This window comes from Haloferax sp. Atlit-109R (assembly GCF_003665865.1).
Classification (GTDB): Archaea; Halobacteriota; Halobacteria; order Halobacteriales; family Haloferacaceae; genus Haloferax; species Haloferax volcanii.
Genome location: NZ_QPLO01000001.1, coordinates 952350 through 978776, shown reverse-complemented (window position 1 = coordinate 978776; position 26427 = coordinate 952350). Strand labels below are relative to the sequence as shown.

The window sequence follows — 26427 nt, the reverse complement described above, 5'->3', positions numbered from 1 at the left end:
CCCGCAATCGCCCGCAGCCGCTCAGTGGCCCCAGCGCCGGCCGTCTTCGTCGTAGCGGGCGTTCATGATGCGCTCCCACTGGTCGGTCGAGATGTCCACGTCGGCCGCGCCGACGTTCTCGTCGAGCTGGTCGGTCGTTCGCGCGCCGACGATGGGGACGACCGTCGCCTCGGGGTAGTCCATCAGCCAGCGGAGCGCGACCTGCGCGGGGCTGGCGTCGACCTCGTCGGCGACGGCGCGAATCTCGTCGAGCACCTTCCAGCCGCGCTCGGAGACGTAGAACCGGTCGAAGCGCTCGTCGAACGAGCCGCGCGCGCCGTCAGGCGCGACGTACTCGGTCGGGTCGTCGGGGTCGGCGCGCTCGTATTTGCCCGTGAGGAAGCCGCCCGCGAGCGGCGAGTACGGACAGACCGCGATGTCCTGGTCGCCGCACACGTCGAGGTAGTCTTTCACGTCCTCGTAGTAGCCGGCGTGGAACAGCGGCTGCGTCACGTCGAACCGGGCGTAGTCGTTGACGTCGGACTTCCACAGCGCCTTCGTGAGTTGCCACGAGGCCATCGTGGACGCGCCGAGGTAGTTGACTTTCCCCTCCTCGACGAGGCCGTTGAGCGTCCGGAGCGTCTCCTCGATGGGCGTCTCCTCGTCCCAGCGGTGGATGTAGTAGAGGTCGAGGTAGTCGGTGTCGAGTCGGTCGAGCGTGCCCTCGATTTGGTTGCGGATGTGGGTCCGCGAGAGGCCGCGCCCGTTGGGGTTGTCCTCGTCGAACGGGAAGTACACCTTCGAGGCGAGCACGTAGTCCTCGCGGTCGCGCTCGGCCAGCCAGTTGCCGATGTACTCTTCGGAGGTCCCGTTCGGATTCCCGTAGACGTTGGCGGTGTCGATGAAGTTCCCGCCGCGCTCCTCGAACGCGTCGAGGAGTTCGTGGGCCTCCTCCTCGTCGGTCTCCAGGACGCCGCTGCTCTTGCGGCCGAATCGCCACGTGCCGAAGCACAGTTCCGAGACGCGGGTGCCGGTCGACCCGAGTCGTCGATAGTCGAGGCTCATGGTCGATGCCACGACGGCCGGCGACTAAAGCGTGTGAGTAGCGGCGAGCGGTTCAGCGTTGTTCGTCGGCGTCGGGCGATTCGGCGGGGGCCACGTCCGCCGCGAGCAGGTCGCGCGCGACCGGTGCGCCGCCGACCGCGAGCGCGAGCAACAGAACCGCGAATCCCTCGGTGACGAATCCCTGCGACGGATTCGCGGCGAGGGCAGTCACGTGGAGCGCCACACCGACCAACGCGAGCACGACGGCGAACCGCTGGCGGACTGCGTCGTTCACGGCCGACCCACACGAGCCACCCGGGAACCCCTTGCGACTCGCCCGCACGCTTTTGCGGCTTCCGCACGACTGATACGCCATGTTCAGAGTCGCAGGTATCGGCCTCGGAAGCCTCGGGATGCTGGAGTGTCGCCTCCTCAACGAACTGGAGGGAGTGCGCGTCGTCGCCGGCGTCGACCCCGACGACGAGGTGCGCGAGCGGTTCGGAGGCGAGTTCGACGTGCCGACCTACGAGACGGCCGCGGAACTGCTGGACGCCGAGTTCCTCGACGCGGTGACCATCGCCTCGCCGCACACCGAGCACTTCGACCAGGCGCTCGCCGCGCTCGACGCCGACCTCCACGTCCACCTCGAAAAACCGATGGTGACCGACCTCGGCGGCGCGCGAGCGCTCATCGACCGCGCCGAGGACCGCGGCCTCACCCTCGCGGTCGGCTACCAGCGCCACTTCGACCCGCGGTTCCACGAACTCCGGCGCGTCGTCGACAGCGGCCGCATCGGCGACCCGCACATGGTGGTCTGCCACCTCGAACAGGAGTGGATTCGCTGGACGAAAGACGAGTGGCGCGGCGACCCGTCGCTGTCGGGCGGCGGCCAACTGTACGACTCGGGGTCGCACCTCCTCGACGCGATGCTCTGGGTGACGCGCTCGAAGCCGGTGACGGTCGCCGCGGCGGTCGACCACCGCGGCCACGACGTGGACGTGAACTCGGCGCTCGCGGTCGTCCTCGACCGCGACGGCGACCGCCTCACCGCGAGCGTGGGCGTCTCCGGCGACGGACAGAGCGTCCCCGAGCCGGGCGAGTCGCTCCGCGTCATCGGAACCGAGGGGATGGTCGCCTTCGACGGCGAGACCATCGAGGTGACGGAGAGCGGAACGACCTACACCGCCGCGCCGCCGACGCCCGACTTCGAGGAGCTGACCCGGAAGAAGCTCCGGAACTTCGTGGACGCCGCGCGCGACGAAGCCGACCTCGCCATCCCGGCCGAAGACGCCCTGCGGGTGACCGCGCTGACCGAGGCGGCCTACGAGTCAGCGACGACCGGCAGGCGGGTCAACGTCGACGGCGACGCCTGAGCAGAGTGTGATTTGAGTTCTCGACTCGGGCCGTCACACCCCGGCCAGCCGGTTCAGCGCGCCCGACGACCCGGTCACGACCCCTCGGTCGCTGGTGCAGACGTACAGTTCGCCGTCGGGGTCGCGGCCGAACGCGAGGACGTTCGTCCCGCCGTCGTCGCGGTCCGTCACGGGTAGCTCCGCGATGTCCCACGGGCGCGACTCGCTCGGGCGGGCGGCGAACAGTCTGCCCTCGGACTGCCAGTCGGCGAAGACGTACGCGCCCGAGAGGTCCGGAATCGCCTCGCCGCGGTAGACGTGGCCGCCGATGACGGCCACCCCGGACGGCCCGTCGCCGCTGTGGGGGTACTCCAGCACCGGGTCGATGAGCGGCGCGCCGTCGGGCGTCTCGGTCGGGCAGTCGCCCGCGCGAAAGCAGTGTGCGCCCTCGCGGACGTTCCAGCCGTAGTTGCCGCCGCGCTCCAAGAGGTTCACCTCCTCCCACGCGCCCTGTCCCACGTCGGCGACGTAGCAGTCCTCGCCGTCGAACGAGAGCCGCCACGGGTTTCTGAACCCCCACGCGTACTGCTCGTCGCGGCCGTCGGAGCCGACGAGCGGGTTATCCTCGGGGATTCCGTAGGGCCGGTCGTCGTCGCCCGAGACGCCGCCGGTCGAGTCCACGTCGATGCGGAGGACGCTCCCGAGGAGGTTCTCGGTCACGTCCTGTCCGTTGCCGCCCGGCACGGCGTCGTACCAGTCGTCGACGTGGCCGCGCCCCTCGTCGTTCGCGCCGCCGCCGTCGCCCGTGGCGACGTAGAGATAGCCGTCCGGGCCGAACGCGACGGCTCCGGCGTTGTGGTTCGACTGGGGTTGCGGGAGTTCGAGCAGCGTCCGCTCGGCGTCGGCCGAGACGGTCGTCGCTTCGGGGTCGACCGTCAGTTCGCTCAAGACGAACGTGTGGCTGTCGTCGGAGGGCGTTCCCGGTCGCCGCGGGGCGCTGTACCGGAGGTAGAGCCGCCCGTTGTCGGAGAACTCGGGGTGGAAAGCGACGCCGAGGAAGCCGCGCTCGTCGTAGCCGCCGACGTCGACGACGCGGTCGGTGATATCGAGGTACGATTCGCTTCGCAGTCCAGAGTCGTCGTGCAACCAGATTCGACCGGGCTGGTCGACGACGAACCGTCGGCTCCCGCCGAACGCCTCGGGGATGGCCACGTCGACCGGCGAGGCGAACCCGGTCGCCACCGTCTCGTAGGCGACTTCGAGGCCCGCGAGCGAGCCGCCGCCCCCGGAATCTGCGGTCGCGGTCGAGCCGTCGGTCTCGCCGGTCGTCGCGTCGCTGTCGGTCGTCGCTCCGGCGTCGTCGGTCGGTGCGCTCGCACAGCCCGCGAAGCCGCCCAAGAGAGCCGCGCCGGTCGCGGCGAGGAACTCGCGTCGGGACCCGTTCATGTCAACGTAGTACAGCGCGAGCGGAGTAAGGCTTGCTGCGGTCGGGTCGGTTAGGGCCCCGCGCTCGTCCGCCGGCCCCGCGACTCGAATCGAGCGGCGATTCCGAATCTCTTACCACCCGATAGTGACGACGGGTACGACATGGACGAGGTACTCGCCGCCGACGGCCTCAGGAAGTCCTACGGCGACGTGGAGGCGCTCTCGGGCGTCTCCCTGTCGGTCGCCGCGGGGGAGGTCTTCGGCCTCATCGGTCCGAACGGCGCGGGGAAGACGACGCTGGTTCGCGCCCTCACGGGCACGACCGCGGTTGACTCGGGGTCGGCGGCCATCCTCGGACGCGACCCGACCGAGGTGGACCGCCAGCGCCTCGGCGTCCTCCCGCAGGAGTTCCGGCCCGCGGGTCGGCTCACCGCCCGCGAACTCGTGGCCTACTACGCGGGGCTGTACGACGACGCCCGCGACCCCGACGCGGTGCTCGACGAGGTCGGCCTCGCAGACGCCGCCGACACGTGGTACGAGAACCTCTCGGGCGGCCAACAGCGCCGCGCCTGCATCGCGCTGACGCTCGTCAACGACCCCGACGTGCTGTTCTTGGACGAGCCGACCACCGGCATCGACCCGGCGGGCCGCCGGTCGCTGTGGGGACTCGTCGAGGACCTCGCCGCCGGCGGGACGACGGTGTTTCTCACCAGCCACTCCATGGCGGAGATAGAGCGCCTCGCCGACCGCGTGGGCCTGCTCAACGCGGGCGAACTCGTCACGGTCGGCCGGCCGGACGCCCTCGTCACCGAGTACGGCGGCGAGAGCCGCCTCGTCGTCCGAACCGACGGCGACGCCGATGCCGACGCGGCCCTCGGCTCGGTGTCGCTCCCGGCCGCGCTCGACGCGACGGTGTCGGGCGACGGCATCACCGTCCACGGCGTCGGCCCGCGCGACATCGGCGACGTGGTCGCCGCCTTCGACGACGCGGGCGTCGTCTACGAGTCGCTCGTCTGGAAACAGCCCGGCCTCGAAGAGGTCTACCTCTCTTTGACCGGCGAGCAGTTCGAGGCGGCCCGTCCCGCCGCGGCCGCCGCGGTCGGAGGTGACAGATGAGCCTCGCCGCCCGCGTCCGCTCGGAGTTCGTCGCCTCGTGGCACTCGTTCCTCCGGCGGCGGACGGCGGTCTTCTTCACGTTCTTCTTCCCCGCCATCATCGTCGTCATCTTCGGGGCGCTCGTGCAGACCCAGCCGACCGGCGGCGGCCTGTTCGCCGAGCCGAAGGAGTACTACATCGCCGGCTACCTCGCGGTCGTCGTGCTGTTCACCCCGCTGTCGCGGGTCGGCAGCACCATCGCCCGCCACCGCGACGGAAGCCGCTTCGAGAAGCTGGCGACGACGCCGCTGTCGCGCGCCGAGTGGCTCCTCGCGCACTCGCTCGTCAACGTCGTCGTCATCGGCCTCGCGGCGCTGTTGCTCCTCGCGCTGTCGGCGCTCGTGACGGGCGCGTCGATTCCGCTGACGCCCGCGACGCTCGCAATCGTCCCCTTCGTCGCGCTCGGCGTGACGCTGTTTTGCGGCCTCGGGGCCGTCATCGGGAGCGTCGCGGACTCGCAGGACGGCGTCATCGCCGCGAGCAACGCCATCGCGCTGCCCCTGTTGTTCCTCTCGGAGACGTTCGTGACGCCCGACCTGCTCCCGGCGTGGTTCGTCCCCGCGCTGAATCTCTCGCCGCTCACGTACTTCGCCCGCGGCGTCCGGGCGCTCACCTACGGCGGCGGCGACTGGCTCACCAACCTCGCGGTTCTCGCGGCCCTCGCGGTCGTCTTCTTCGCGGCGGGGACGGTTGCGATTCCGCGGACCGACTGAGGCGGAGACGCGCGACCGCGCCGCGACGCGCAGCGCGGCAACCGTGGCTCACGGGTGTGCTCGGAGCGCTCCCCGAGGGCGTCCGGCGCGCCCGCAAACTCAAGCCTTAACCCGCGGCCGACCCCACGTGGTGGCATGGTCGAAACTGAGACGTACACCATCGAGGGACCGGGCGGAGACACCGAAGCGCTGGAACTCCCCGCGGGCCTCGTCGACATCTTCGCGGAGCAGGGCGAAGACCCGACCGACGTCGTCGCCGACGTGGTCGTGCAGGCGTTCGCACAGCAGGCACACGTCGTCGCGCACCACAGCGAGGGCGGCGCGCCGGCCGACATCGCTGAAATCAACGAACAGATGGAAGAGCTGTTCGAGGAGCGCTTCGGCGTCCCGCTGTCGGACGCGCTCGGCCACTCGCACTAAGCCGCGTTCGCGGCTCGCGGTTCACAGTTTTCTCTGTCGTTCCGAGTCGAAAGCGAGAGCCACGCGTCTGGGCCGTCGTGGCGGGTCCGCCGCGCTCAGATGAACGCCAGCGGGACCATGACGGCGAAGCCGGCGACGAGGCCGGCGAGCAGTTCGACCCGGCCGCCGCGCGGGAGGCGCTTTCCGAGTTCGAGCGCCTCGGGGATGAACTCCGTGAGGACGAGAAACACCATCGCGCCCGCCGCGAAGCCGAAGCCGAACGGGAGGAACTCCCGGGCGATGCGGACGAAGTAGAACGCGATGACCGCGCCGATGGGCTGGGGCAGACTGGAGAAGATGGCCCACCAGACGAGCTTCCAGTTCGAGACGTTCATCGACCGCAGCGGGATGGAGATGGCCAGCCCCTCGGGGACGTTGTGAATCGAGATGGCGATAGTCATGAACACCGCGAGCAGCGGGACGACGAAGCCGAACAGCTGGAAGCCGCCGTCGAGGCCGAGGTCGGCAAACGAGACGCCGACGGCGACGCCCTCGGGAAAGCTGTGGACGGTGAGGATGCCGAGAATCAACAGCAGTTTGCGGAAGTCGGCCTCCTCGTACTGCTTGGGGTTGACCTCCGCGCCCTCGATGACGTGGTGGGCGACGAGGACGAGCGCGACGCCGGCGAGCATTCCGATGCCGAGTTGGAGCGGCGTCCCGTTCGCGAGTCCCTCGAAGACGAGGCCGAACAGCGACGCCGACACCATGATGCCCGAGGCGACGCCCCACAGCGCCACGTTCCAGCGGTCGCTCACGTCCGAGACGAAGAAGAACGGAATCGCGCCGACCCCGGTCGCGATGGCCGTGACGAGCCCCGCGAGAAAGACGAACGTGAGAGCGGCAAACTGGTCCATACCGAACGTAGCCACTCGGCGCCGATAAGTATTATCATATACCAGATATTTTTGGCTCGCCTAAATATTTGAGTTGCGGGTAGCAAGCCTCAAACAGTTTAGACGGGCCAAAAACTCCGACAGGAAGATGAGATAGATATTCTGATATATCGGGACTCTGCGGTCAGTCGTCGGCCGGCGACGCGCCCTCGGGTGGGTCGGTGTCGCCGCCCATCGGGGAGACGGGGGTGGCCGCGACGGAGCGGGCCGACCCCATCCAGCGCTCGACGTTGGCCGAGACGTAGTCGCGCGCGCCGAAGGCGACCGCGCCGCCGACGCCGATGGCGAGGGCCGCGGCGATGCCCCACGCGAACGCCTGCGCGATGGTGAACAGGATGGCCACGTCGATGCCCATCGTGCTCAGACCGATGACGACGGCGGTGAAGTAGAGGAACATCCGGGTGCCGACCGCGAAGACGCTCGTGTACGGCGTCTCGGTCGCCGCGCGGGTCCGGGTGATGGCGTCACCGATGAAGTCGGCGACGACGAATCCGAGGACGATGACGAGCAGGCCGGCCACGAACGACGGCGCGTACGACGCCGCGGTCGAGACCCATTCGGAAAACAGGTCGACCGCGAGCACGTCGGCGGCCGCGAGCACGGCGATAGCGTAGACGAACCACTTGCCGAGCGTCCCGAACGCGCCCGAGACGGCCTTTTCGGTCCCGCCGAGAATCTTCCCGACGGGCGTCGCCAACACGGCCTTGTCGACTTCGACGCGGTCGGCGACCCGCGTGATGAGCCGGGCCGCGATGCTGCCGATGAACCAGCCGACGATGAGAATCAACAGCGCGCCCACGAGCCGCGGGACGAACGCGAGCACGGCGTTGGTCAACTCTGCGATGGACTCGGTCAGCGTGACTTGTAACGGGTACATTGTTGCGGGTGGAACGTCGCGCTCCCCGAAGTTAGTTAAGAATACAAGAACCGTGAATAAAATCATCTCGTAATCGGAACCCTCCGGTTTCTCCGATACTCGGGGAAAACGGACGAACTGGCGATTCTATCGGTTGATCTTTGATTTCTCGACCGGCCGACTCGCGGGCGAGACGGTCTCTGGTTCGAGCGCGTCGGCCGTGATTTAATCTCAGCTTGATTCGTCGCCCCGGCCGCGAGAACCGGTGCGTTCGTCGGCGAGACGGCCGAGCTGCGTCGCGATTTCCTCCATGGCGACGACGAGTCTGGCGGCGTACCAGATGACGACGACGATGACGACGAGAAACACCCACGCGAGGACTTGCTGGGCGATGAGAAGCGCGTAGGCGAGCGTCAGCGCGAGGAACACCGCGACGGCGACTTTCGCGCCCGCGGTCCGGTGGAGTGGCGTGTCGTCCGGTGGTGGGGACATGGCCCGTCGTTTTCAGGCAACGGAGTTATATGTTTGGCCGCCACGGGCCGGCGTCGATACCCCCCACTTGACGAGCGTATTCGGCCCAATTCTGTGGTATAAATCACGAACCCTCCCGATTAATTGCGCTACTGTATCGTGCCACCAAAGGCCGTGAGAGCGCCCACACCACCGAGTTTATCAGTCAATGACGGGAATCAACAACCAATGGGAGAGCTATCCGAATTGTTCGCGCCGAACCGAATCGCGGTGGTCGGTGCGACCGAGCGCGAAGGAGCAATCGGGCGGGCAATCATGGACAACCTCATCGACGAGTTCGACGGTGAGGTCGTTCCGGTCAACCCCAAGTACGACGAACTGTTCGGCCTCCAGTGCTACGGCGACGTCGGCGAGACGGACGCCGACCTCGCGGTCATCGTCGTCCCTCCGAAGGTCGTCCTGCCGGCGATGAAGTCCGCCGGGGAGGCGGGCATCCAGAACGTGGTCGTCATCACCGCCGGCTTCGGCGAGACGGGCAGCGAGGGTGCCGCCCGCGAGCAGGAACTCCGCGACATCGCGGAGGAGTACGACCTCAACGTCGTCGGCCCGAACAGTCTGGGCATCATGAACACGGACGTGGGCATGAACGCGACGTTCGGCCCCGACATGGCCCTCGACGGCAACATGTCCTTCATGAGCCAGTCGGGCGCGTTCATCACGGCCGTCATCGACTGGGCCAACGACGAGGACATCGGCTTCAAGGACATCGTCTCTTTGGGTAACAAGGCCGTCCTCGACGAGGCCGACTTCATCGAGGCGTGGAACGACGACCCCGACACCGAGGTCATCATCGGCTACCTCGAAGGCATCTCGGCGGGTCGCGAGTTCATCGACTCCGCCCGCGACGTGACGAAGGACACGCCCATCGTCCTCGTCAAGTCCGGCAAGACCGACGCCGGCGCGCAGGCAGCCTCCTCGCACACCGGCACCATCGCCGGCTCCGACGCCGCCTACGAGGCCGGCCTCGAACAGGCGGGCGTCATCCGCGCGGACTCCGTCCAGCACCTGTTCGACACCGCCCGCGTGCTGGGCGACCAGCCGCTCCCCGAGAACAAGGACGTGGCCGTCATCACGAACGCCGGCGGCCCCGGCGTCATGACGACCGACGCCATCGGCGAGTCGGAACTCCAGATGGCCGACTTCACCGACGAGACGCTCGAAGCGTTCTCCGAGTCGCTCCCCGCCGAGGGGAACATCTACAACCCGGTCGACATCGTCGGTGACGCCGACAACGCCCGGTTCAAGGAGGCCCTCGACGTGGCGCTCGCCGACGACAACGTCGGCATGGCGCTCGTCCTGACCTGTCCGACGGCCGTCCTCGACTACAACCAACTCGCCGCCGACACCGTCGAACTCCAAGAAGAGTACGACAAACCCATCGCCGCCTGCTTCATGGGCGGCGAGCGCGTCGATGCCGCCTCCGACGTGATGAAAGACGCCGGCATCCCGAACTACTTCGACCCCTCGCGCGCCGTCGACGGCCTCGAAGCGCTCTCGGAGTACGCCGACATCCGCCAGCGCGAGTACGACGCGCCCACCGAGTTCGACGTGGACCGCGAGCGCGCCCGGGAAATCCTCGAAACCGTCGAGGACCGCGACGAGACTCGCCTCGGCGTCGAAGCGATGGAACTGCTCGACGCCTACGGCATCGAGACGCCGGCCGGCGACATCGTCGACGACCCCGCCGACGCGCTCGAAGTCGCGGAGGACATCGACGGCAACGTCGTGATGAAAATCGTCAGCCCGGACATCCTCCACAAGTCCGACATCGGCGGCGTCAAGGTCGGCGTCGAAAACGAGGACGTCTACGACGCCTACGAGGACCTCATCACCCGCGCGAAGAACTACCAGCCCGACGCCAACATCCTCGGCGTGCAGGTCCAAGAGATGGTGAACCTCGACGACGGCGTCGAGACCATCGTCGGCATGAACCGCGACCCGCAGTTCGGCCCGCTCATGATGTTCGGCCTCGGCGGCATCTTCGTGGAAATCCTCGAGGACACGACGTTCCGCGTCGCGCCCGTCTCCGAGACGGAAGCGGAAGACATGACGAAGGAAATCGACGCCGCGCCGATGCTCCGCGGGGCCCGCGGGAACGACCCGGTGGACATCGGCGGTATCACGGAGACCATCCAGCGACTCTCCCAGCTCGTCACCGACTTCCCGGCCATCCTCGAACTCGACATCAACCCGCTCGTCGCGCTGCCGGACGGCGTGAAGGCCGTCGACGTTCGACTCACCGTCGACCCGGACGAACTTTAAACACTTCACCACCCTATCACTCAACAATGAACACGGTACTCGTCACCTCGACCGGAGAAAGCACCGGGAAGACCGCAATCACGCTCGCACTCGGCGTCCTCGCCACGGAGCGCGGACTGGACGTGGGCTACATGAAGCCCAAGGGCACCCGCCTCCAGTCCAGCACCGGCAAGACGCTCGACGAGGACCCGATGCTCGCCCGCGAACTGCTCGACATCGACGCGGAGATGCACCAGCTCGAACCCGTCGTCTACTCCCCGACGTTCATCCAGGGCGCGGTCCGCGGCAAGGAGAACGCCGAGGAGCTTTCGGAGGTCATCTCCCACCACTTCGAGGACATCTCGGCCGGCAAGGACCTGATGCTCGTCGAGGGCGGCGGCTCCTACCGCACCGGCGGCATCGTGGACCTCACCGACGGCGACGTGGCGGACCTCCTCGACGCCGAAGTCGTCCTCGTCGCCGACTACCAGCACCCGAGCGACCTCGACGACGTGGTCGCGGCGGTCGAAGACATCGGCCCCGACCGCCTCGCGGGCGTCGTCTTCAACCGCGTGAGCGATTCCGCCTACGACGAACTCGAAACCGAGGTCGCGCCGTTCCTCGAAGCCCGCGGCGTTCCCGTCCTCGGCGTCGTCCCGACCGAAAAGGACCTCGCGGGCGTCACCGTCGAGGAACTCGCCAACGAACTCGGCGCGGACCTCGCGACCGACGCGCCGACCGACGCCTTCGTCGAGCGCTTCCTCGTCGGCGCGATGGGCGGCGACGCGGCGCTCCGCTACTTCCGCCGCACGAAGAACGCCGCGGTCATCACCGGCGGCGACCGCGCGAACATCCAGCGCGCCGCGCTCGAAGCCCCCGGCGTCAAATGCATCATCCTCACCGGCGGCCACCGACCCGTCGGGGCCGTCATCGGCAAGGCCGAAGAGAAAGGCGTCCCGGTGCTCCTCGTCAACGGCGACACGCTCTCCGTGACCGACCGCGCCGAGGACATCGTCAGCACGGGCCGCACCCGCGACGAGCGCACGGTCAACCGGATGCGCGACCTGCTGTACGAACACGCCGACATCGACGCCATCATCGGCAACGTCGAGCCGTCCGGCGACGGCGGCGCGGCTGACGACGGTGCGACTGACGACGCGGCCGCCGACGAAGACGACGAGTAACGGCCAACGCGTCGGTATCGACTACGGTACTGATTTTTTCGGGATTCGGACTCAGACCCCGTTTTCGTCGCGCTCGCGACTATCGAGGTAGTCGTTGACGAGCGACGGCGCGCCGACGCCGACGCCGAGGAGCGCGAAAAACGAGAGGACGAACTGTCCGGTGGCTAGCTCGACGAGATAGGCGGCGGGGAGGGCGGCGAGGACGAACCCGGTGACGACGAGCGTCTGTCGGGAGACCATACGCCCGCTACGGTGGTCAGGAAGTTAATAGTTCCAGGTCACGTTACCGGTGGCCGGTCAGCAGCGCCAGCCGCGGTCGGTGTCGTTCAGGAGTGCCGCGCCGTCGTCGGTGACGACGACGAGGTCCTCGATTCGGACGCCGAACTCGTCGGGGAGATAGACGCCCGGTTCGACGCTGAAGACGTTCCCGACTTCGAGTTCGCGGTCGCTCCCGGCGACGATGTACGGCTCCTCGTGTACGTCGAGACCGACGCCGTGGCCGGTCCGGTGGATGAATCGGTCGCCGTAGCCCGCCTCCTCGATGACCTCGCGGGCCGCGCGGTCGACGTCGCCGGCGGCGACGCCCGGTTCGACGGTCTCGACGGCGGCGGTCCGGGCGGCCTGTACGACGCCGTGGACCTCAGCGAACTCCGCGGGCGGTTCGCCGGCGAAGACGACGGTTCGGGTCTGGTCGCTCGGGTAGTGGTCGACGACGGTCCCGAAGTCGAGGACGACCGGGTCGCCCGACTCGATGACGCGGTCGCCGTGGCTGTGGTGGGGCATCGCGCCGTTGGGACCTGACCCGACGAGTGGGCCGAAGGGAATCCCCTCGCCGCCCTCGTCCGCGAGGAGGCGCTCGATTTCCGCGGCGAGTTCGTTCTCGGTCATGCCGACGGCGTCCGCGCCCATGTCGCGGACGCGCTCGACCGCGCGGTCGACGGTCGCCCCGGCGCGGCGGAGCGCGTCGAGTTCGGCGTCGTCCTTCCGCGCGCGCAGCGGCGCGACGACCTCGCTCGCGAGGCCGAAGTCGGCGTCGGGGAGCGCCGCCCGGAGGTCCTGCGAGAAGCGCGCCCACATCGTGTCGTCGACGAGGACGCGGCCGCCGGCGAGGCCGAGGTCCGAGACGATGTCCGCGAGGGCGTCCCGCGGGTCGTCGTCGTCGCTCCACGTTCGCACGTCAGCGACCCACGACTCGGCGCGGACCTGCGTCTCGTAGAGGTCGGGGACGAGGAACGCCGGCGCGCCCTCGCGAGGGACGAACAGAAGCAGGTGGCGCTCTGCGGGTTCCTCGTCGAAGCCCGAGAGGTACAGCAGGTTTCGGCTGGGGAACAGCACGGTCGCGTCGGCGTCCACGTCGGTCAGTCGCTCCTGACAGGCGCGGGTCCGTCGTTCGAAGGGCGTCATGCGAGTCGATACGAGCGCCGGGGGAAAAGCGTGGGCGGTCCGCGAGCGCGGCGGGTCGCGGACCACCGGCCGGCCCACCCCGGTCCGCGGGCGTCCTACGCCCCGAGGTCCAGCGGGTCGTAGAGCTGGCCGGTGATGGATTCGAAGGCGTCGGAGGCGGTCACGAGGCCGACCACGGAGCCGCTTTCGGGGTCGCGGACCATGGCGAGTTCCTGATTTTCCTCCTGAAAGCGGTCGATGAGGTCGCTGACCGAGAGGTCCGAGGGGACCGAAAGCGGGGGCGCGGCGATGTCGTCGAGGCGGCGGTCGCCCGACTGGAGGCGGTCGATGTTCGAGAGCACCGTCGGCGCGTAGACGACGCCCCGCACGTCGTCCAGCGAGTCCCCGACGAGCGGGAACCGCGAGTGCTGGGGGTTCGACCGGACGCGTTCGAGGCTCTCGTCGGTGGTCGCGTCGGCCGAGAGCGCGACGACGTGGTCGGCGGGGACCATCACGTCGCGGACGGGCAACTCACCGATTCGGAGCGCGTTGAGCACTTCCTCGCGGCGGTCCTCGGGGAGCGAACCCTGTGAGAGCACGTCCCCCATCTGGCTGCGGACCTCGCCGCGCGTGAGCCGGGTGCCCTCACCCGCGGAGCCGTCGCCGTCCTCGTCGTCGAGTTCGGCTTCCTGCCACGAGCGGGTTATCTCGACGCCGACGAGCGACAGCAGGCGTTTCGCCAGCCAGTCGGCGACGACGATGACCGGGTACATCAGCTTCGTCCAGCCGTAGAGGACGGGCGCGGTGTACTTCGCCACCGTGCGGGAGCGCTCGACGCCGAGGTACGTCGGCACCTGCTCGCCGAGGACGACGTGCGAGAGGTTGATGACGACGAGCGCCAGCCCGACCGAAAGCGACGTGTGGGAGCCCGCCGCCCCGCCGCCGCCGAGGACCGCGTCGAACGTGGCCGCGACCGCGGGTTCAGCGACGACGCCGAGGCCGACGCTGGCGATGGTAATCCCGACCTGACAGCCCGAGAGATACACTTCGAGCCGCTCCGTCATCTCCCACGCGAGTTCGAGCCCGCGGGAGCCCTCGAAAGCGGACTCGTCGAACTGCGGGACGCGCGTCATCGCGAACTCGGAGACGACGAAGAAGGCGTTCGCGAGCAACAACACCAGACCGCCGCCGAGGCGAAGCGCGGTTTCGACACCTACCATGTACCGCGAGCGTTCGAACCGGACTCCCCTGAGGGTGTCGGCTCGGCCCCGCGGTGTGAACGCCCCGCGGACGACGCCGATGGGTGGCGCTTCCGGGCGGTAGACGCGACCGGCGTGCGAGAGACACCTTAGCGCTCGAACAGCTTTATCTCGCGGGGCGTCGCATTGTCGGCCATGAGTTGGAAAGCAATCGACGCCCTCGACGACGCTCGTGACGCCACGACGTCGCTCCTCCTCCCGTTCGACGCGGGTCGATGGGCGCGCCTCGCATTCATCGCCCTCTTCGTCGGTGGTCTCGGCGGGAGCGGCGGTGCCGGAAGCAACACCGGCACGACCACCCCCACCGGAGGCGGCTCGACCGACATCCCGACCGATTCGCTCCCCGGGTTCGTGACGCCCGAAAACGTCTTCGCCGCGGTCATCGCGCTCGTGGCGGTCGGTATCGTCCTCTGGCTCGTGTGGATGTTCGTCGGCTCCGTGATGCAGTTCGTCCTCGTGGACGCCGTCGTCACGAAAGACGTGCGCATCCGCAAGCCGTTCCGCGAGCGTTTCTGGCTCGGCGTCAGGCTGTTCGGCTTTCAGGCCGGACTGTTCGTCGCCGTCCTCGCGGTCATCCTGCTCCCGGTCGCGGCGGTGCTTCTCGGTTCCGTCGCGGTCACGCCCGCGGTGGGCCTCCTCGCCATCCCGCTCGTCTTCCTCGCCATCGCGCTACTGCTCGTCGTCGCCATCGTCATGCAGTTGACGACCGACTTCGTCGTCCCGACGATGATAGCCGAAGACCGCGCGCTCCTGTCGTCGTGGGGACGGGTCGTGCCGGTGTTCCGCGCCGAACTCTCCGAGTTCGGCCTGTACGTCATCGTCCGGTTCATCCTCGGCATCCTCGCGAGCATCGCTGTCGGCATCGCGGCGCTCCTCGCCGTGCTCGTCGTCGCCATCCCCTTCGCCATCGTCGGCGGCGCGGCGTTCCTCGCGCTCAACGCCGCGAACGTCGCGCTGTTCTCGACGGTCGGCCTGGTCGTCTTCGGCGCGCTCGGCGTGCTGTTCGTCCTCGCGGCCATCGCGGTCGGCGCGGTCGTCCAGATGCCCGTCGTGACGTACTTCCGGTACTACTCGCTGTTCTTGCTCGGCAGCGCCGACGACTCGCTCGACCTCGTCTCGCAGTTCCGGTCCGACGACGACTCGTCGGCCCCGGACGGCCCGACGCCCGCCTGAGAATCGAAGACTCGCTCACCGACTTGGCCCGCCCGCCGACCCGGGTTCCTTTTTTTCACCCCGCCGTCGACGTGACCGCCTCGCGGTCCAGCCGTCCGAGGAGCACGAGAATCGGAACCATCAGCGCGCCGCCGACGACGAACGGTGTCCAGAACGCGACACCGGTGTAGAGCCCGCCGGCCAGCGCCGGCCCGAACGTCCGAGCGAGGCTTCCGGCGCTCTGAGTGAGACCGAACGCGCCGCCCTGCTCGTCGTCCGTCGCCGAGCGGGAGACGAGCGTGTTCAAAGAGACGTTCGTGAGCGCGTTGCCGAACGACAGCGGCGTCATCACGACGAGCAACGCGAGCACGCCCGCCGGGAGGACGGGACCGACAGGCAAGAGCGCACCGAGGTCGGGGACGAACGCGCCCAGTTGCGGTGAGAAGGGGACGGCCGCGAGCGTGAGCACCTGAATCGCCGCGCCGCCGACCGCCAGTCGGTACTCCCCGAAGCGGTCGGTGAGCGGGCCGACGAGGCCGCCCTGGACGACCGCGAGGACGACGCCGACGTAGGTGAGAAGCACCGCGTTCTCGGTCGCGCCGTAGCCGTACTGGTCGTTGGTGAGGAAGATGAACTGGCTTTCGAGCGCCGAGAAGGCGAAGGAGACGAGGAAAAAGGAGGCGACGAGCGTGCCCAGTCCGGGCGACCGGAGCGCCGAAAGGAGCTGTTGGACGCGAGACTCGCGGGGCTCGGCCGAGGCCGGCGTCTCGTGCGCATCCGGCGGCCGCGACTCGGGCAGGACGAAAAAGGCGACGACGAGGTTCGTCCCGGTGATGACCGCGGCGGCGAAACTCGGCAGCGAGAACTCCGAGACGGGGACGAACGCGGGCAACACGCCCCGCGCGGCCGCGATGACCGATTCGCTGGCGAAGAAGCCGCCGAGCGCGGGGCCGAACACGAAGCCGAGGCCGAAGGCGGCCCCGAGGAGGCCGAGCCCCTTCGCCCGGTCGTCCGCGGCGGTGATGTCGGCGATGTACGCCTGCGCCGTGGCGATGTTGCCGCCCATCGCGCCCGCGAGCATCCGCGCGGCGAACAACACCGCGAGCGACCCGGCGACGCCGAACAGGAGCCACGCCAGAACGCTCCCCGTGAGCGACAGGAGCAGCACGGGCCGCCGACCGCGGGAGTCCGAGAGGCGACCCAAAAGCGGCGCGGCGAGGAACTGCATCGCCGAGTAGGAGGCGATGAGCAGGCTCCCGACGAACTCCGTCGCGCCGAACGAGAGGGCGTACAGCGGAATCACCGGGATGAGGATACCGAACCCGAGGAGGTCGACGAAGACGATGAGAAACACCACCCCGAGCGCCCGCCGCGGGTTCTCGACTGTCATCGTCTCCTCCGTTGGCGCGGCGTGGAATAACCACACCGATACCGTCCGTCTCGGACAGTAAGCGGTGATTAATTAATACGTTGACACGCCTGCGTGTCAGTATGTCCTTCGAATGGGTCTCGTACTTCACGTGCGAGGAGTGTGGGCTGGAGCGCCCGTCGCCGGAGGTGCCCTACGACCGACTCGGGTACGCGGTCTGTCCGGGGTGCGGTGCGGAGACGCGCCCGGCGGCCGCGGCGATGGCCGACGCCTCGACGCCGGTGGATGGGTAGACACTTCGGGCTTCGCCGCCACTCACCGGCATGAGCTGGACGGAAGTCCGTCGGGACGACCGCATCGTGGAGTGGGAGCGGAGCGACGGTCACGCGACCATTCGGCTCCGACGCGGGCCGAACGCGTGGCACGTCAGAGTCGACCGGCTCTACCAGTCCGCCGAGGGCCGCGGCTACGAGGGCGAGCGGTTCGAGTCGGAAGCCGAGGCGCGCGAGACCGTCGACGCGTGGAAAGCCGAGTACGACGTGGACGGCTGACGCCGGGCTACTGGAGTCGGCGGGTCGTCTCGACAAGCGGGTGTCGGGCGTAGTCGACGATGTCGATGTCCGAGATGGAACTGAGGCCCTCCTTTTCGGCGGTCCGCTGCATCCCGAGTTCGACGGGGTCGTCGACGACGATGACGTAGGCGTCCATCTCCTCGATGCCGATGCGGTCGGCCGCGAGGACGCGGTGGTGGCCGTCCGCGAGGAGCAGCGTCCCGTTGTTGTCGATGACGACGAGCGGTTCGGCGAGGCCGCGTTCGAGTTCGTACCGGCGACCGTCGAGTTCGTCGGCGTAGACGCGGGCCTGCGTGGGGATGAGGGCCGAAAGCGAGACCGTGCGGCGCTCTTGGTGGACCGTGATGCCGTGAATCTGTTCGAGCGTTCGCATGAGTTTGCCCACCTTCTCGGGCGTCGCGCGCTCGATTTGGCTCCGGATGACATCGGTGTTCGAGATGATGCCGACGAGGTTACCCGCGTCGTCGACCACCGGGAGTTTCTGGATGCCCGACCGGAGGATGACGCGGGCGGCGTCGTTCACGTCCATCTCGGGATGAGCGACGACGAGGTCCGTCGCCATCACCGTCTCGATGGGCGCGTCGTCCGCCGACAGGAGGATATCGCGGGCCGTGACGAAGCCCTCGGCCTTGCGTCCGTCGCAGACGGGGAACCCGTTGTGTCCGTCGCTCTCCGCGATGCGTTGGGCGACGTCCGCGACCGTGTCGGTCGGAGAGACGGTCTGGACCTCGCGCGTCATGTACTCCTTGACGGTCGCTTTAGTAGTCATCTCCCACCTGATAGGGCCACCGTCGGCAAAAACGTGTGGGCGCTCACTCATCTAACGGGTACTCGAAGGCCACGTCGGTGTCCAGACTCGGCGTCGGCGTCGCGTGTTCGAGCGTCTCGAACACCCGTCCGGCGACGATGTCGGTGACGATGGTCGCGAGCGACTCCCGAGAGTCGTCGCCCACGTCGTCGAGGATGCCGAGCGGAATCTGTGCGCCCGCCATGTCGGCGTGGCCGCCGGCGCTCCCGATGGAGCCGAGCGCCTCCCGGAACGCCTCACCGAGGTCGACCCGCGCTCCGCGGGCGCGACCGGAGACGTAGACCGTCCCGTCCATCAGGCCGTAGACGACCGTCACCTCGACGCCCTCCATCCCGAGGAGGTGGTCGGCCGCCTGCGCGAGCGCGTCCCGCTCGCGGATGTCACCGACGTTCGTCGTGAGGACGTTCCCCCGAACGTCGCGGTTCGAGACGGCGCGCGCGAGCGTCTCCATCGTCTCGGAGGTCAGACTCGGCGTCTCGACCCGTTCGAGCAGGTCCACGTCGACGTGCGGGATGAGGAAGGCGGCGGCCTCGAAGTCGGCGGTCGACACCTCCCGCGTGAAGTCGTTGGTGTCGACCTGAATCCCGAACAACAGCGCGGTCGCCACCGTCGTATCGGGGACGATACCGAGCCGTTCGAGATACTCAGCCAGCAGCGTGCTCGTCGCGCCGACGCCGCGTCTGAGGTCGACGTACGCCGCCTCGACCGGCGCGCGCGGCGGGTGGTGGTCGATGACGACGTCGATGGTCGTCTCCGGCGGCAGGCGGTCGTTGACGCCCGGCCGGGAGTGGTCGACGAGCGCGAAGCCGGCGTACTCGTCGTCCGCGGGCACCTCGTCGAGGACGCGGAGGTCCAGTTCGAGGAGGTTCACGAGCGCGCGGTTCTCTTGGTGGGAGATATCTCCGAAGTAACACACGTCGGCGTCGACGCCCGCCCGCTCGGCGATGGCTTGGAGCGCCAGCGCCGCGGCGATGGCGTCGGGGTCGGGGTTGTCGTGCATCACGACCGCGAGCCTGCCGTCGACGTTCCGAAGGACCCGCATCAGCCGGTTCAGCCGCTCCGTGTGCGACGTGCCGACGGCGTCGAGGATGCGCTCTGTGACCACTCGGCGCGGGTCGATGACCTCGTCGGCGAGGTCGTAGATGTCGGCGCGCACCGACGGGGCGGCGTCGTCGCCGAGGTAGACGACGAGCGGCGCGTCCGGATAGTGGTCGCGGGCCGCGCGCGCCGCGTCGAGATTTCCCTGCGGCGACTGTCCGCCGACGACGACGAGGTCCACCTCGTCGGGGTAGGTCGACGGGTCCGCGGGGTCGCCCTCTCGCGCGGCGATGCCGTCCGAGCGGAGGTCCTCGGCGCGGCCCTGTCGGTCGGTGACGACCGTCACCGTCCCGCCGCGGCCGGCGAGTTGCCCGACGAGGCCCCCACCGAGCGACCCGCAGCCGAGAACCAGGCGACGTACCATACACGGACGGTCGAACTCCGGCCGCAAAACCCTACCGTCCTCCCATCCGGCGATGATATTATGTCATGGCATACCATGACACATATACGATGGAACTCGAGACGCAACTGCTCCCCGAATCGCGAGCCGAGTCGTTCGTCCGAACCTGTCGAACCGTCGTCGGCGACGACCTCAGGAGCGTGACGTACTTCACGCACGACCGCTGCGAGCAGATATACCTCCGGAACGACCTCGAAGCCGACGCCGACCTCACCGGATTCGTCGAACACGAGACCGACGGGTTTCAGGCCCGAACCGCCTATCGCGGCTCCGAACTCGGAGACTACCGCTACACCGTTCGCGCGTTCGACCACGGCTACCTGACGCGGGTGACCGCAGACGACAAGGGCGTGTTCGTCACGACCGACGGCCTGACGCTCAGGCGCTCCGAGGAGTTGGCGTCGGCGCTCGGCGAGTTACTGCGAGAATAAAAGAAATCGAACGGAGTTGAACCGAACCGCCGAAACGCTCAGAAGAGCGCGGCGGCGACGGTCTGAGCCGTCTCGATGACGGGCTGGAAGCCGGGCAGGAGCAGGACCGTCCCCACCGCGGCGAAGACGATCGCCACGTAGAGACCGACCGGCTGACTGCCGATTTCGAGGGGCTTCGACGGCTCCTCGATCCACATCGCCTTCACGACGCGGCTGTAGTAGAACAGCGACAGTGCGCTGTTGACCGCGCCGACCGCGGCGAGCCACCAAAAGCCGGAGCCGATGGCCGACTCGAACAGGGCGTACTTCGAGAAGAAGCCGCCGAACGGCGGAAGCCCCGCGAGCGAGAACATGAAGACGGTCATCGCCGAGGCGGCGATGGGTGCCTTCGACGCGATGCCGTTGTAGTCCTCGAACGTGCGGCCGAGGCCCCACTTTTCGACCATGGCGATGAACAGGAACGCGCCCGTGTTCATGAAGCCGTAGACGAACAGGTGAGCCATGCTCGCGCCGAGGACGTCACCGTTCGCGGCACCGCCGTCGGTGGTGATGGCCGCGAGACCGATGAGCGCGTACCCCGCGTGACCGATAGAGGAGTACGCGAGCATCCGCTTGACGTTGTTCTGCGTCGCCGCCGCGAAGTTACCGAGCGTCATGGTGACGACGGCGAGCACCGCGAACAGCAGCGACCAGTCGACGCTCCCGCCGCCGATTGCGGTGACGGTTTCGAGGGGGAACGCGACGGTGAACACGCGGAAGGCGACGGCGAAGCCGGCCGCCTTCGACGCCGACGAGAGGAACGCGCTCACAGGCGCTGGCGCGCCCTCGTAGGCCTCCGGCGCCCAGAAGTGGAACGGGACGGAGGCGGTCTTGAACGCGAAGCCGCCGGCAATCATCAGCACGCCGAGGCCGAGGACTCCGACCAGTTCGGTGCCCTCAGCGAGCGTCGCGGCGATTTCCGGGAGCACCAGCGAGCCGGTGACGGCGAACACGAGGCTGATACCGAACGCGAACACCGCCGACGACAGCGCGCCGATGAGGAAGTACTTCAGCCCGGCCTCGATGCTGCCGCGGTCCTTCTTGAGGAACGCGACGAGCGCGTACGAGGGCAGGGACGCCAGTTCGAGGCTGACGAAGACGGTCGCCAGCGAGTTCGACATCCCCATGAGGGTCATGCCGGTCGCGGCGAACAGCACGAGGGCGTAGAACTCGCCTTGGTACTGCTGGTCCGCGAGGTAGTCGTACGAGGCGACCGAGACCATCGCGGCGACGCTGGTGAAGATGAGCGTGAAGAACAGGCTCATCCCGTCGACGACGAGCGCGTCGCCGTACAGCGAAATCGCGCCGCCGGTGGACTCCATGCCGGTTCCGCCGATGAGGAACCAACCGGCGATGCCGCCGGCGGCGAGCGCGCCGAGCGTCGCCGTGCCGGCCAGGAGGCCGTTGTTCGTGGAGTCGGGGTCGATGGTGTCGATGAGCAGCAGCGCGAGCCCCGTCAACGCGAGCACGATGGCGGGAGCCGTTGCGAACCACTGGGGAGCGGACTGGAGGGGCGTCATCTAGAACGCACCTCCCAGTTCGAGAATCGGGTTAACCGCGTCCTGAATCATCGTGAAGAAGATGTCGGGCGAGACGCCGAGCACGATGGTCAGAAGCAACAGCACCGCGAGGGGTGCAACGTCGTGGAACGGTGCCTCCGTGATGTCGTAGTCGCCGTCGAACCGGAACGGTCCGAACAGCGTCCGCTGCATCGCGAACAGCAGGTAGCCGGCGACGATGACGATACCGAACATCGCGGCGCCGGTGAACAGCGGCATCGCCTCCATCACCGTGGACTCGAACGCGCCCTTGAAGATGAAGAACTCGGCCGCGAAGCCGGCCATGAGCGGCAGGCCCATGTAGCCGAACGCGCCGGCGACGAAGATGCCCGCCGTGACGGGCATCCGGTCGGCGATGCCGGACATGTCCGACACCATGCGCGTGTGGGTCGTGTTGTAGATGACGCCGACGGCCATGAACATCAGTCCGGAGATGAGGCCGTGGGCGACCATCTGGAAGGTCGCACCGCCGACGCCGTAGGTGGTGTAGGCGATGAGACCGAGGATGACGTACCCCATCGACGAGACGGAGGAGTACGCGACGATGCGCTTGAGGTCCTGCTGGGCCAGCGCGAGCAGTGCGCCGTAGATGACGCTCGCGACGGCGAGCAGGGCGATGGGCAGCGCGAAGGCGCGCGCCGTCTCCGGCAGCATCGTGAAGTTGAACCGGAGCAGGGCGTACGTACCCATCTTCAGGAGGACCCCCGCCAGCATGACCGACACCGGCGTGGGGGCCTCGACGTGTGCGTCCGGCAGCCACGTGTGAAGCGGGGCGACCGGGACCTTCACCGCGAACCCGAAGAACATCGCGACGAACGCGACAGACGCGAGCGCGCCGGCCGACAGTCCCGCGAAGCTCCCGAGCTGTCCGGCCTGCAACGCCTGCGCGATTTCGGGCAGGCGGAACGACGAGATAGAGTCGCCGAGACCGAACACGAGCGAGATGAAGCCGATGAACATCACGAGCGACGCGATGTTCGTGTAGACGAAGAACTTGATCGCCGCGTACTTGCGGCGTGGACCGCCCCAGACGCCGATGAGGAAGTACATCGGCAGGAGCACGGCCTCCCAGAAGATGAACCAGACGAAGAAGTCGAGCGCCGTGAAGACGCCGAGCAGGTTCGCCTCCATCAGGAGCATCAGGCCGAAGAACTGGGACTGACGCTCCGAGATGGGCGTCCACGCGCTGACGATAGCGAGCGTGGTGAGGATGGTCGTGAGGACGACAAGCGGCATGCTGATGCCGTCGACGCCGACCATCCAGTGAATGTCGTACTGGCCGAGTTGCAGCCAGGCGATGTCTGTCTCGAACGCGATGTTCCCGCCCAGGAGGGCGTTCCCGCTCGCGTCGTACTGTTGCCACATGTAGAGGCTCCCGACGACGGGAGCCAGACTCAGCGCGAAGGCCGCCTTGCCGGCGTACCGGTCCGGCAGGACGAAGGTGACCAGCGCGGCGAGGAACGTGACTGCGATGAGCGCTTCGATTATCATGCGAACCAACCTCCGAGCAGACCGAGACCGAGAAGCAGCGCGGTCAGACCGAGCGTGAGGAGCGCCGCGTAGTTGCTCACCACACCGGTCTGGACGCGCTTGACGCGACCGCCAGCGAACAGGCTCACGCTGGAGATACCGTTGACGACGCCGTCGACGATGCCCTGGTCGAACTTATCGAGGGCGCGCGAGATGGGCTGGACGACGCCGGTCGCAATCCAGACCTGGTACTCGTCCTGGTAGTAGTTGTTGTACAGTACGGTCTTGATGCTCCCGAGCTTGTCCGTGTGTTCGACGGGCTCGGGGACGTTGTACAGGCGGTAGGCGAGTCCGGCACCCGCGAGGGCGAGGGCCAGCGAGACCAGCCCCGGCGCGATAGAGCCGATGCCGGCCGGGTGGAGCCCCGCACCGACGCCGCTTTCGAGCACTTCGAGGTAGTGGTGCGCGGTCAGCGACGAGATGCCGCCGTCGAGCCAGTCGTGGAGGAACGTGAGGTGAATCCCCGTGAGGTCCTCCACCGGAGCCATGTTGACGAGGCCGGTGACGGCCGCGAGCACGCCGAGGACGGCGAGCGGGAACTTGACGTTCCAGCCGAAGCCGTGCGGGTCGCGCGCGGTGTCGCTACGCGGTTCGCCGTGGAAGGTGAGAAACACCATCCGGAAGGTGTAGAACCCGGTGAAGAACACGGCGATGAGCCCCATCGCGTACGCGATGAGGAAGACGGTTCCGAGACCACCGTCGGTCCCGAGCCCGTGGTTGAGCGCCTCGTAGAGAATCTCGTCTTTCGACCAGAAGCCGGCGAACGGAACGATGCCGGCGAGGGCGAGCGAGCCCGAGAGGAACGCGTAGTACGTCACGGGCATCTTGTCTTTGAGGCCGCCCATGTCCCACATGTTCTCGTTGTGGTGCATCGCGATGATGACCGCACCGGCACCGAGGAACAGAAGCGCCTTGAAGAAGGCGTGCGTGAGCAGGTGGAACGTCGAGGCGACGTAGCCGCCGACGCCGAGCCCGAGCATCATGTAGCCGTACTGGCTGATGGTCGAGTACGCGAGCACCTGCTTGATTTCTTTCTTGACGACGCCCATCGTCGCGGCGAAGAGGGCCGTGAAGCCGCCCACGAGCGCGATGATACCGAGCGTCGTCGGGGTCAGCGCGTAGAAACCGTACATCCGGGCGACGAGGTAGACACCCGCGGCGACCATCGTCGCCGCGTGAATGAGCGCGGAGACGGGGGTCGGGCCTTCCATCGCGTCCGGAAGCCACGTGTGCAGGGGGAACTGCGCGGACTTACCGACGACGCCCCCGAGAACGAGGAGGCCGACGACGGTGAACCACGCCTGTTCGCCCATGCCGAGGAACGTGTTGACCGCGTGCTCGCCGTGGAGCGCCTCCTCGGCGAGGACGGGGAACGCCTCGGGACCGGCGAACGCGGCCGAGCCGAACGTCGCGAACACCGCGACGACGCCGATGAGGAAGAAGTAGTCACCGAAGCGGGTGACGAGGAACGCCTTCTTCGCGGCGCTCGGCGGGCCCTCCTGGCGGAACCAGAAGCCGATGAGCAGGTAGGAACACAGCCCCACCAGCTCGAAGAACATGAACGCCATGAGGAGGTTGCTGGACACGACGAACGCCAGCATCGACGCGGTGAATAGGCCGAGCCCGGCGTAGTAGCGCGGGAGGCCCGTCTCGCCCTCGTCGTTCATGTAGCCGAGGCTGAAGATGTGGACGAGGACGGCGACGAGCGTCACGATGACGAGCATCATCGACGAAAGCGGGTCGATGAGTAGGCCGAAGTCGAGCGTCACCGCGTCGCCGGCGCCGGTCGCCCACGTGTAGATGTGTTGGTTGTAGGTCTGTCCGCCGCTGACGGCGAAGAACGTCGCGATGGACAGGACGAACGAGCCCGCCGTCGCGCCGATACCCGCCAGCGCGCCTCCCTTCGGCATGTACCGTCCCGCCCCGAGCGCGATCAGGAACGAGAGGAACGGGAGGAGGACGATGGCCGGAGCGAAGTCTAAGATACCTGCCATAGATTACCACCTCATCGTGGTCGCGTTGGTCACGTCCACGCCGTCGAAGTTGCGGTACAGTACGAGGATGATGCCGATACCGACCGCCACCTCGGCGGCGGCGAGCGCCATCGTGAACAGCCCGAACGTCTGGCCCGTCACGTTACCCCAGTAGTAGGAGAACGCGACGAGGTTGATGTTCGCGGCGTTCAGCATCAGTTCGACCGACATCAGGAACAACAGCGCGTTCCGACGGGTCAAGAGGCCGAAGATGCCGATGCAGAACACGGCGGCCGACAGAACGAGGTAGTACTGCGCGGGCACCATCAGTTGTCACCCTCCTCGTCGTCGAACAGCGTCTGCTTGAGCTCCCGACCGCCGTCGGTCAGGATGGTCCGCATCTGCCCCGTGGTGTCCTCGCGGCGAGCGAGGAGCACCGCGCCGGCGAGCGCGGCGACGAGCACGAGGTCGATGATTTCGAACGCGACCAGCATGCTCTCGCCGTCGACGCTTCCGAACCCGAGGTTGAACATCGAATAGCCGATGCTCGCGGTGATGTTTGCTCCCTCCGGGAACCCCTGTGGGTTCGGGAACGACGCGCCGAGGAACACGACCGCCATCACGACGAACAGCGCGACGGCAGCGAGTCCGGGCACGAGGTGCGAACCGAGTTTCAGCTGCGGTTTGGTTGTCATGTACTACTCACCTCCGGATTGATACGCGTCAGCATCACGGCGAACGTGATGAGAATCAGGACCCCGCCGACGTAGACGAGGACCTGCATGGCGGCGAGGAACTCCGCCTGCAACATCACGTAATGCACCGCGACGCTCAAGAGCGCGCCCCCGAGCAGGAGTGCGGAATGCCAGATGTCCCGCACGAGGACGACGCCCAGGCTGCAACCCACGGTGACGAGGGCGAACAGCGCGAACGCGATGGTTTCATAAACCATTGTGTGTGTCTCCTTGAGATATCCCTTTGAACATTTCGAGAACGTCCTCAGCGTCCGGTAGCGGACG

The 26427-nt window shown here is 67.8% G+C and carries 28 protein-coding genes; 10 read left to right on the top strand and 18 right to left on the bottom strand.

Translation table 11 applies throughout. The annotated features are described in order from the left end of the window. Positions 1-21: 21 nt before the first annotated feature. Complete coding sequence (locus tag DVK03_RS05115; RefSeq protein WP_115802374.1) at positions 22-1044, bottom strand: aldo/keto reductase; 1023 nt, start codon at positions 1042-1044, stop codon at positions 22-24. A 52-nt stretch (positions 1045-1096) separates the two neighbouring features. Next, a complete protein-coding gene (locus tag DVK03_RS05110) occupies positions 1097-1318 on the bottom strand; it encodes a hypothetical protein (RefSeq protein ID WP_115802373.1) in 222 nt (73 codons plus the stop codon). A gap of 79 nt (positions 1319-1397) precedes the next feature. On the opposite strand from DVK03_RS05110, the gene DVK03_RS05105 reads away from it, so the two are divergent. Next, positions 1398-2396 carry a Gfo/Idh/MocA family protein gene (locus tag DVK03_RS05105; protein ID WP_115802372.1) on the top strand — a complete coding sequence of 333 codons (999 nt, stop codon included), beginning with the start codon at positions 1398-1400 and terminating at the stop codon, positions 2394-2396. A gap of 33 nt (positions 2397-2429) precedes the next feature. Here the strand turns inward: DVK03_RS05105 and DVK03_RS05100 are convergent, their stop codons facing one another. Then, positions 2430-3821: a sorbosone dehydrogenase family protein gene (locus DVK03_RS05100; RefSeq protein ID WP_115802371.1), complete on the bottom strand. Its 1392-nt coding sequence runs from the start codon at positions 3819-3821 to the stop codon at positions 2430-2432. Positions 3822-3962: 141 nt separating this feature from the next. Here DVK03_RS05100 and DVK03_RS05095 point away from each other — a divergent pair, with 141 nt between their 5' ends. The 3 genes from DVK03_RS05095 to DVK03_RS05085 all read left to right on the top strand — a co-directional run bounded on the left by DVK03_RS05095 (position 3963) and on the right by DVK03_RS05085 (position 6088). After that, a complete protein-coding gene (locus DVK03_RS05095; protein ID WP_115802370.1) occupies positions 3963-4916 on the top strand; it encodes an ABC transporter ATP-binding protein in 954 nt (317 codons plus the stop codon). After that, entirely contained in the window at positions 4913-5668 is a 756-nt protein-coding gene (locus DVK03_RS05090; protein WP_115802369.1) for an ABC transporter permease, read from the top strand. Before DVK03_RS05095 ends, DVK03_RS05090 begins: the two co-directional genes overlap by 4 nt. 135 nt (positions 5669-5803) lie before the next feature. After that, complete coding sequence (locus DVK03_RS05085; RefSeq protein ID WP_006600505.1) at positions 5804-6088, top strand: hypothetical protein; 285 nt, start codon at positions 5804-5806, stop codon at positions 6086-6088. A 95-nt stretch (positions 6089-6183) separates the two neighbouring features. Here DVK03_RS05085 and DVK03_RS05080 read toward each other — a convergent pair whose 3' ends face one another. The 3 genes from DVK03_RS05080 to DVK03_RS05070 all read right to left on the bottom strand — a co-directional run bounded on the left by DVK03_RS05080 (position 6184) and on the right by DVK03_RS05070 (position 8368). Then, on the bottom strand, positions 6184-6981 hold the full coding sequence (locus DVK03_RS05080) for a ZIP family metal transporter (protein ID WP_115802368.1): 798 nt from the start codon (positions 6979-6981) through the stop codon (positions 6184-6186). 163 nt (positions 6982-7144) lie between these two features. Continuing rightward, positions 7145-7897, bottom strand: a complete 753-nt coding sequence (locus DVK03_RS05075; RefSeq protein ID WP_115802367.1) for a hypothetical protein — start codon at positions 7895-7897, stop codon at positions 7145-7147. Positions 7898-8107: 210 nt separating this feature from the next. Beyond that, entirely contained in the window at positions 8108-8368 is a 261-nt protein-coding gene (locus DVK03_RS05070) for a hypothetical protein (protein ID WP_004064088.1), read from the bottom strand. A gap of 207 nt (positions 8369-8575) precedes the next feature. Between DVK03_RS05070 and DVK03_RS05065 the strand changes: the two genes are divergently transcribed. Continuing rightward, positions 8576-10669 carry an acetate--CoA ligase family protein gene (locus DVK03_RS05065; protein ID WP_115802366.1) on the top strand — a complete coding sequence of 698 codons (2094 nt, stop codon included), beginning with the start codon at positions 8576-8578 and terminating at the stop codon, positions 10667-10669. 26 nt (positions 10670-10695) lie between these two features. After that, positions 10696-11832 (top strand): phosphotransacetylase family protein, encoded by a 1137-nt coding sequence (locus tag DVK03_RS05060; RefSeq protein WP_004043944.1) that lies wholly within the window; start codon positions 10696-10698, stop codon positions 11830-11832. A gap of 51 nt (positions 11833-11883) precedes the next feature. Here DVK03_RS05060 and DVK03_RS05055 read toward each other — a convergent pair whose 3' ends face one another. The 3 genes from DVK03_RS05055 to DVK03_RS05045 form a co-directional block, all read right to left on the bottom strand. Next, positions 11884-12072, bottom strand: a complete 189-nt coding sequence (locus tag DVK03_RS05055) for a hypothetical protein (RefSeq protein ID WP_004064092.1) — start codon at positions 12070-12072, stop codon at positions 11884-11886. Positions 12073-12129: 57 nt separating this feature from the next. Then, positions 12130-13236 carry a Xaa-Pro peptidase family protein gene (locus DVK03_RS05050; RefSeq protein ID WP_115802365.1) on the bottom strand — a complete coding sequence of 369 codons (1107 nt, stop codon included), beginning with the start codon at positions 13234-13236 and terminating at the stop codon, positions 12130-12132. Between the two features lie 95 nt (positions 13237-13331). Next, the gene (locus DVK03_RS05045) at positions 13332-14435 is read right to left on the bottom strand and encodes a hemolysin family protein (protein WP_115802364.1); all 1104 of its coding nucleotides are present in this window, start codon (positions 14433-14435) and stop codon (positions 13332-13334) included. A gap of 174 nt (positions 14436-14609) precedes the next feature. Between DVK03_RS05045 and DVK03_RS05040 the strand changes: the two genes are divergently transcribed. Beyond that, complete coding sequence (locus DVK03_RS05040) at positions 14610-15647, top strand: hypothetical protein (protein ID WP_115802363.1); 1038 nt, start codon at positions 14610-14612, stop codon at positions 15645-15647. 55 nt (positions 15648-15702) lie between these two features. Here DVK03_RS05040 and DVK03_RS05035 read toward each other — a convergent pair whose 3' ends face one another. After that, the gene (locus DVK03_RS05035; protein WP_006600508.1) at positions 15703-17016 is read right to left on the bottom strand and encodes a tetracycline resistance MFS efflux pump; all 1314 of its coding nucleotides are present in this window, start codon (positions 17014-17016) and stop codon (positions 15703-15705) included. Between the two features lie 101 nt (positions 17017-17117). Here DVK03_RS05035 and DVK03_RS19990 point away from each other — a divergent pair, with 101 nt between their 5' ends. Both DVK03_RS19990 and DVK03_RS05030 read left to right on the top strand, forming a co-directional pair. Continuing rightward, a complete protein-coding gene (locus DVK03_RS19990; RefSeq protein ID WP_004043950.1) occupies positions 17118-17288 on the top strand; it encodes a hypothetical protein in 171 nt (56 codons plus the stop codon). Between the two features lie 30 nt (positions 17289-17318). Next, positions 17319-17546, top strand: coding sequence for a hypothetical protein (locus tag DVK03_RS05030; RefSeq protein ID WP_004043951.1), 228 nt, complete (start codon positions 17319-17321; stop codon positions 17544-17546). A gap of 7 nt (positions 17547-17553) precedes the next feature. Here the strand turns inward: DVK03_RS05030 and DVK03_RS05025 are convergent, their stop codons facing one another. Further along, positions 17554-18336 (bottom strand): CBS domain-containing protein, encoded by a 783-nt coding sequence (locus DVK03_RS05025; protein ID WP_004064102.1) that lies wholly within the window; start codon positions 18334-18336, stop codon positions 17554-17556. 43 nt (positions 18337-18379) lie between these two features. Next, positions 18380-19837: a DHH family phosphoesterase gene (locus DVK03_RS05020; RefSeq protein ID WP_004064103.1), complete on the bottom strand. Its 1458-nt coding sequence runs from the start codon at positions 19835-19837 to the stop codon at positions 18380-18382. Between the two features lie 89 nt (positions 19838-19926). Between DVK03_RS05020 and DVK03_RS05015 the strand changes: the two genes are divergently transcribed. After that, on the top strand, positions 19927-20307 hold the full coding sequence (locus DVK03_RS05015) for a hypothetical protein (protein ID WP_004043954.1): 381 nt from the start codon (positions 19927-19929) through the stop codon (positions 20305-20307). A gap of 38 nt (positions 20308-20345) precedes the next feature. On the opposite strand, the gene DVK03_RS05010 is transcribed toward DVK03_RS05015, so the two are convergent. Genes DVK03_RS05010 through DVK03_RS04985 form a run of 6 tightly spaced genes read right to left on the bottom strand, consistent with a single transcriptional unit; the run spans position 20346 to position 26360 of the window. Further along, positions 20346-21866, bottom strand: coding sequence for an NADH-quinone oxidoreductase subunit N (locus DVK03_RS05010; protein WP_004064104.1), 1521 nt, complete (start codon positions 21864-21866; stop codon positions 20346-20348). Further along, entirely contained in the window at positions 21867-23396 is a 1530-nt protein-coding gene (locus DVK03_RS05005) for a NuoM family protein (protein WP_004064105.1), read from the bottom strand. After that, entirely contained in the window at positions 23393-25429 is a 2037-nt protein-coding gene (gene nuoL, locus DVK03_RS05000) for an NADH-quinone oxidoreductase subunit L (protein ID WP_115802362.1), read from the bottom strand. The genes DVK03_RS05005 and nuoL overlap by 4 nt, the downstream gene beginning before the upstream one ends. A gap of 3 nt (positions 25430-25432) precedes the next feature. Next, positions 25433-25735 (bottom strand): NADH-quinone oxidoreductase subunit NuoK, encoded by a 303-nt coding sequence (gene nuoK, locus DVK03_RS04995; RefSeq protein ID WP_004043958.1) that lies wholly within the window; start codon positions 25733-25735, stop codon positions 25433-25435. Further along, entirely contained in the window at positions 25735-26103 is a 369-nt protein-coding gene (locus DVK03_RS04990) for a hypothetical protein (protein WP_004043959.1), read from the bottom strand. Before DVK03_RS04990 ends, nuoK begins: the two co-directional genes overlap by 1 nt. Further along, positions 26100-26360, bottom strand: a complete 261-nt coding sequence (locus DVK03_RS04985; protein WP_004043960.1) for an NADH-quinone oxidoreductase subunit J — start codon at positions 26358-26360, stop codon at positions 26100-26102. Before DVK03_RS04985 ends, DVK03_RS04990 begins: the two co-directional genes overlap by 4 nt. Between the last annotated feature and the right edge of the window lie 67 nt (positions 26361-26427).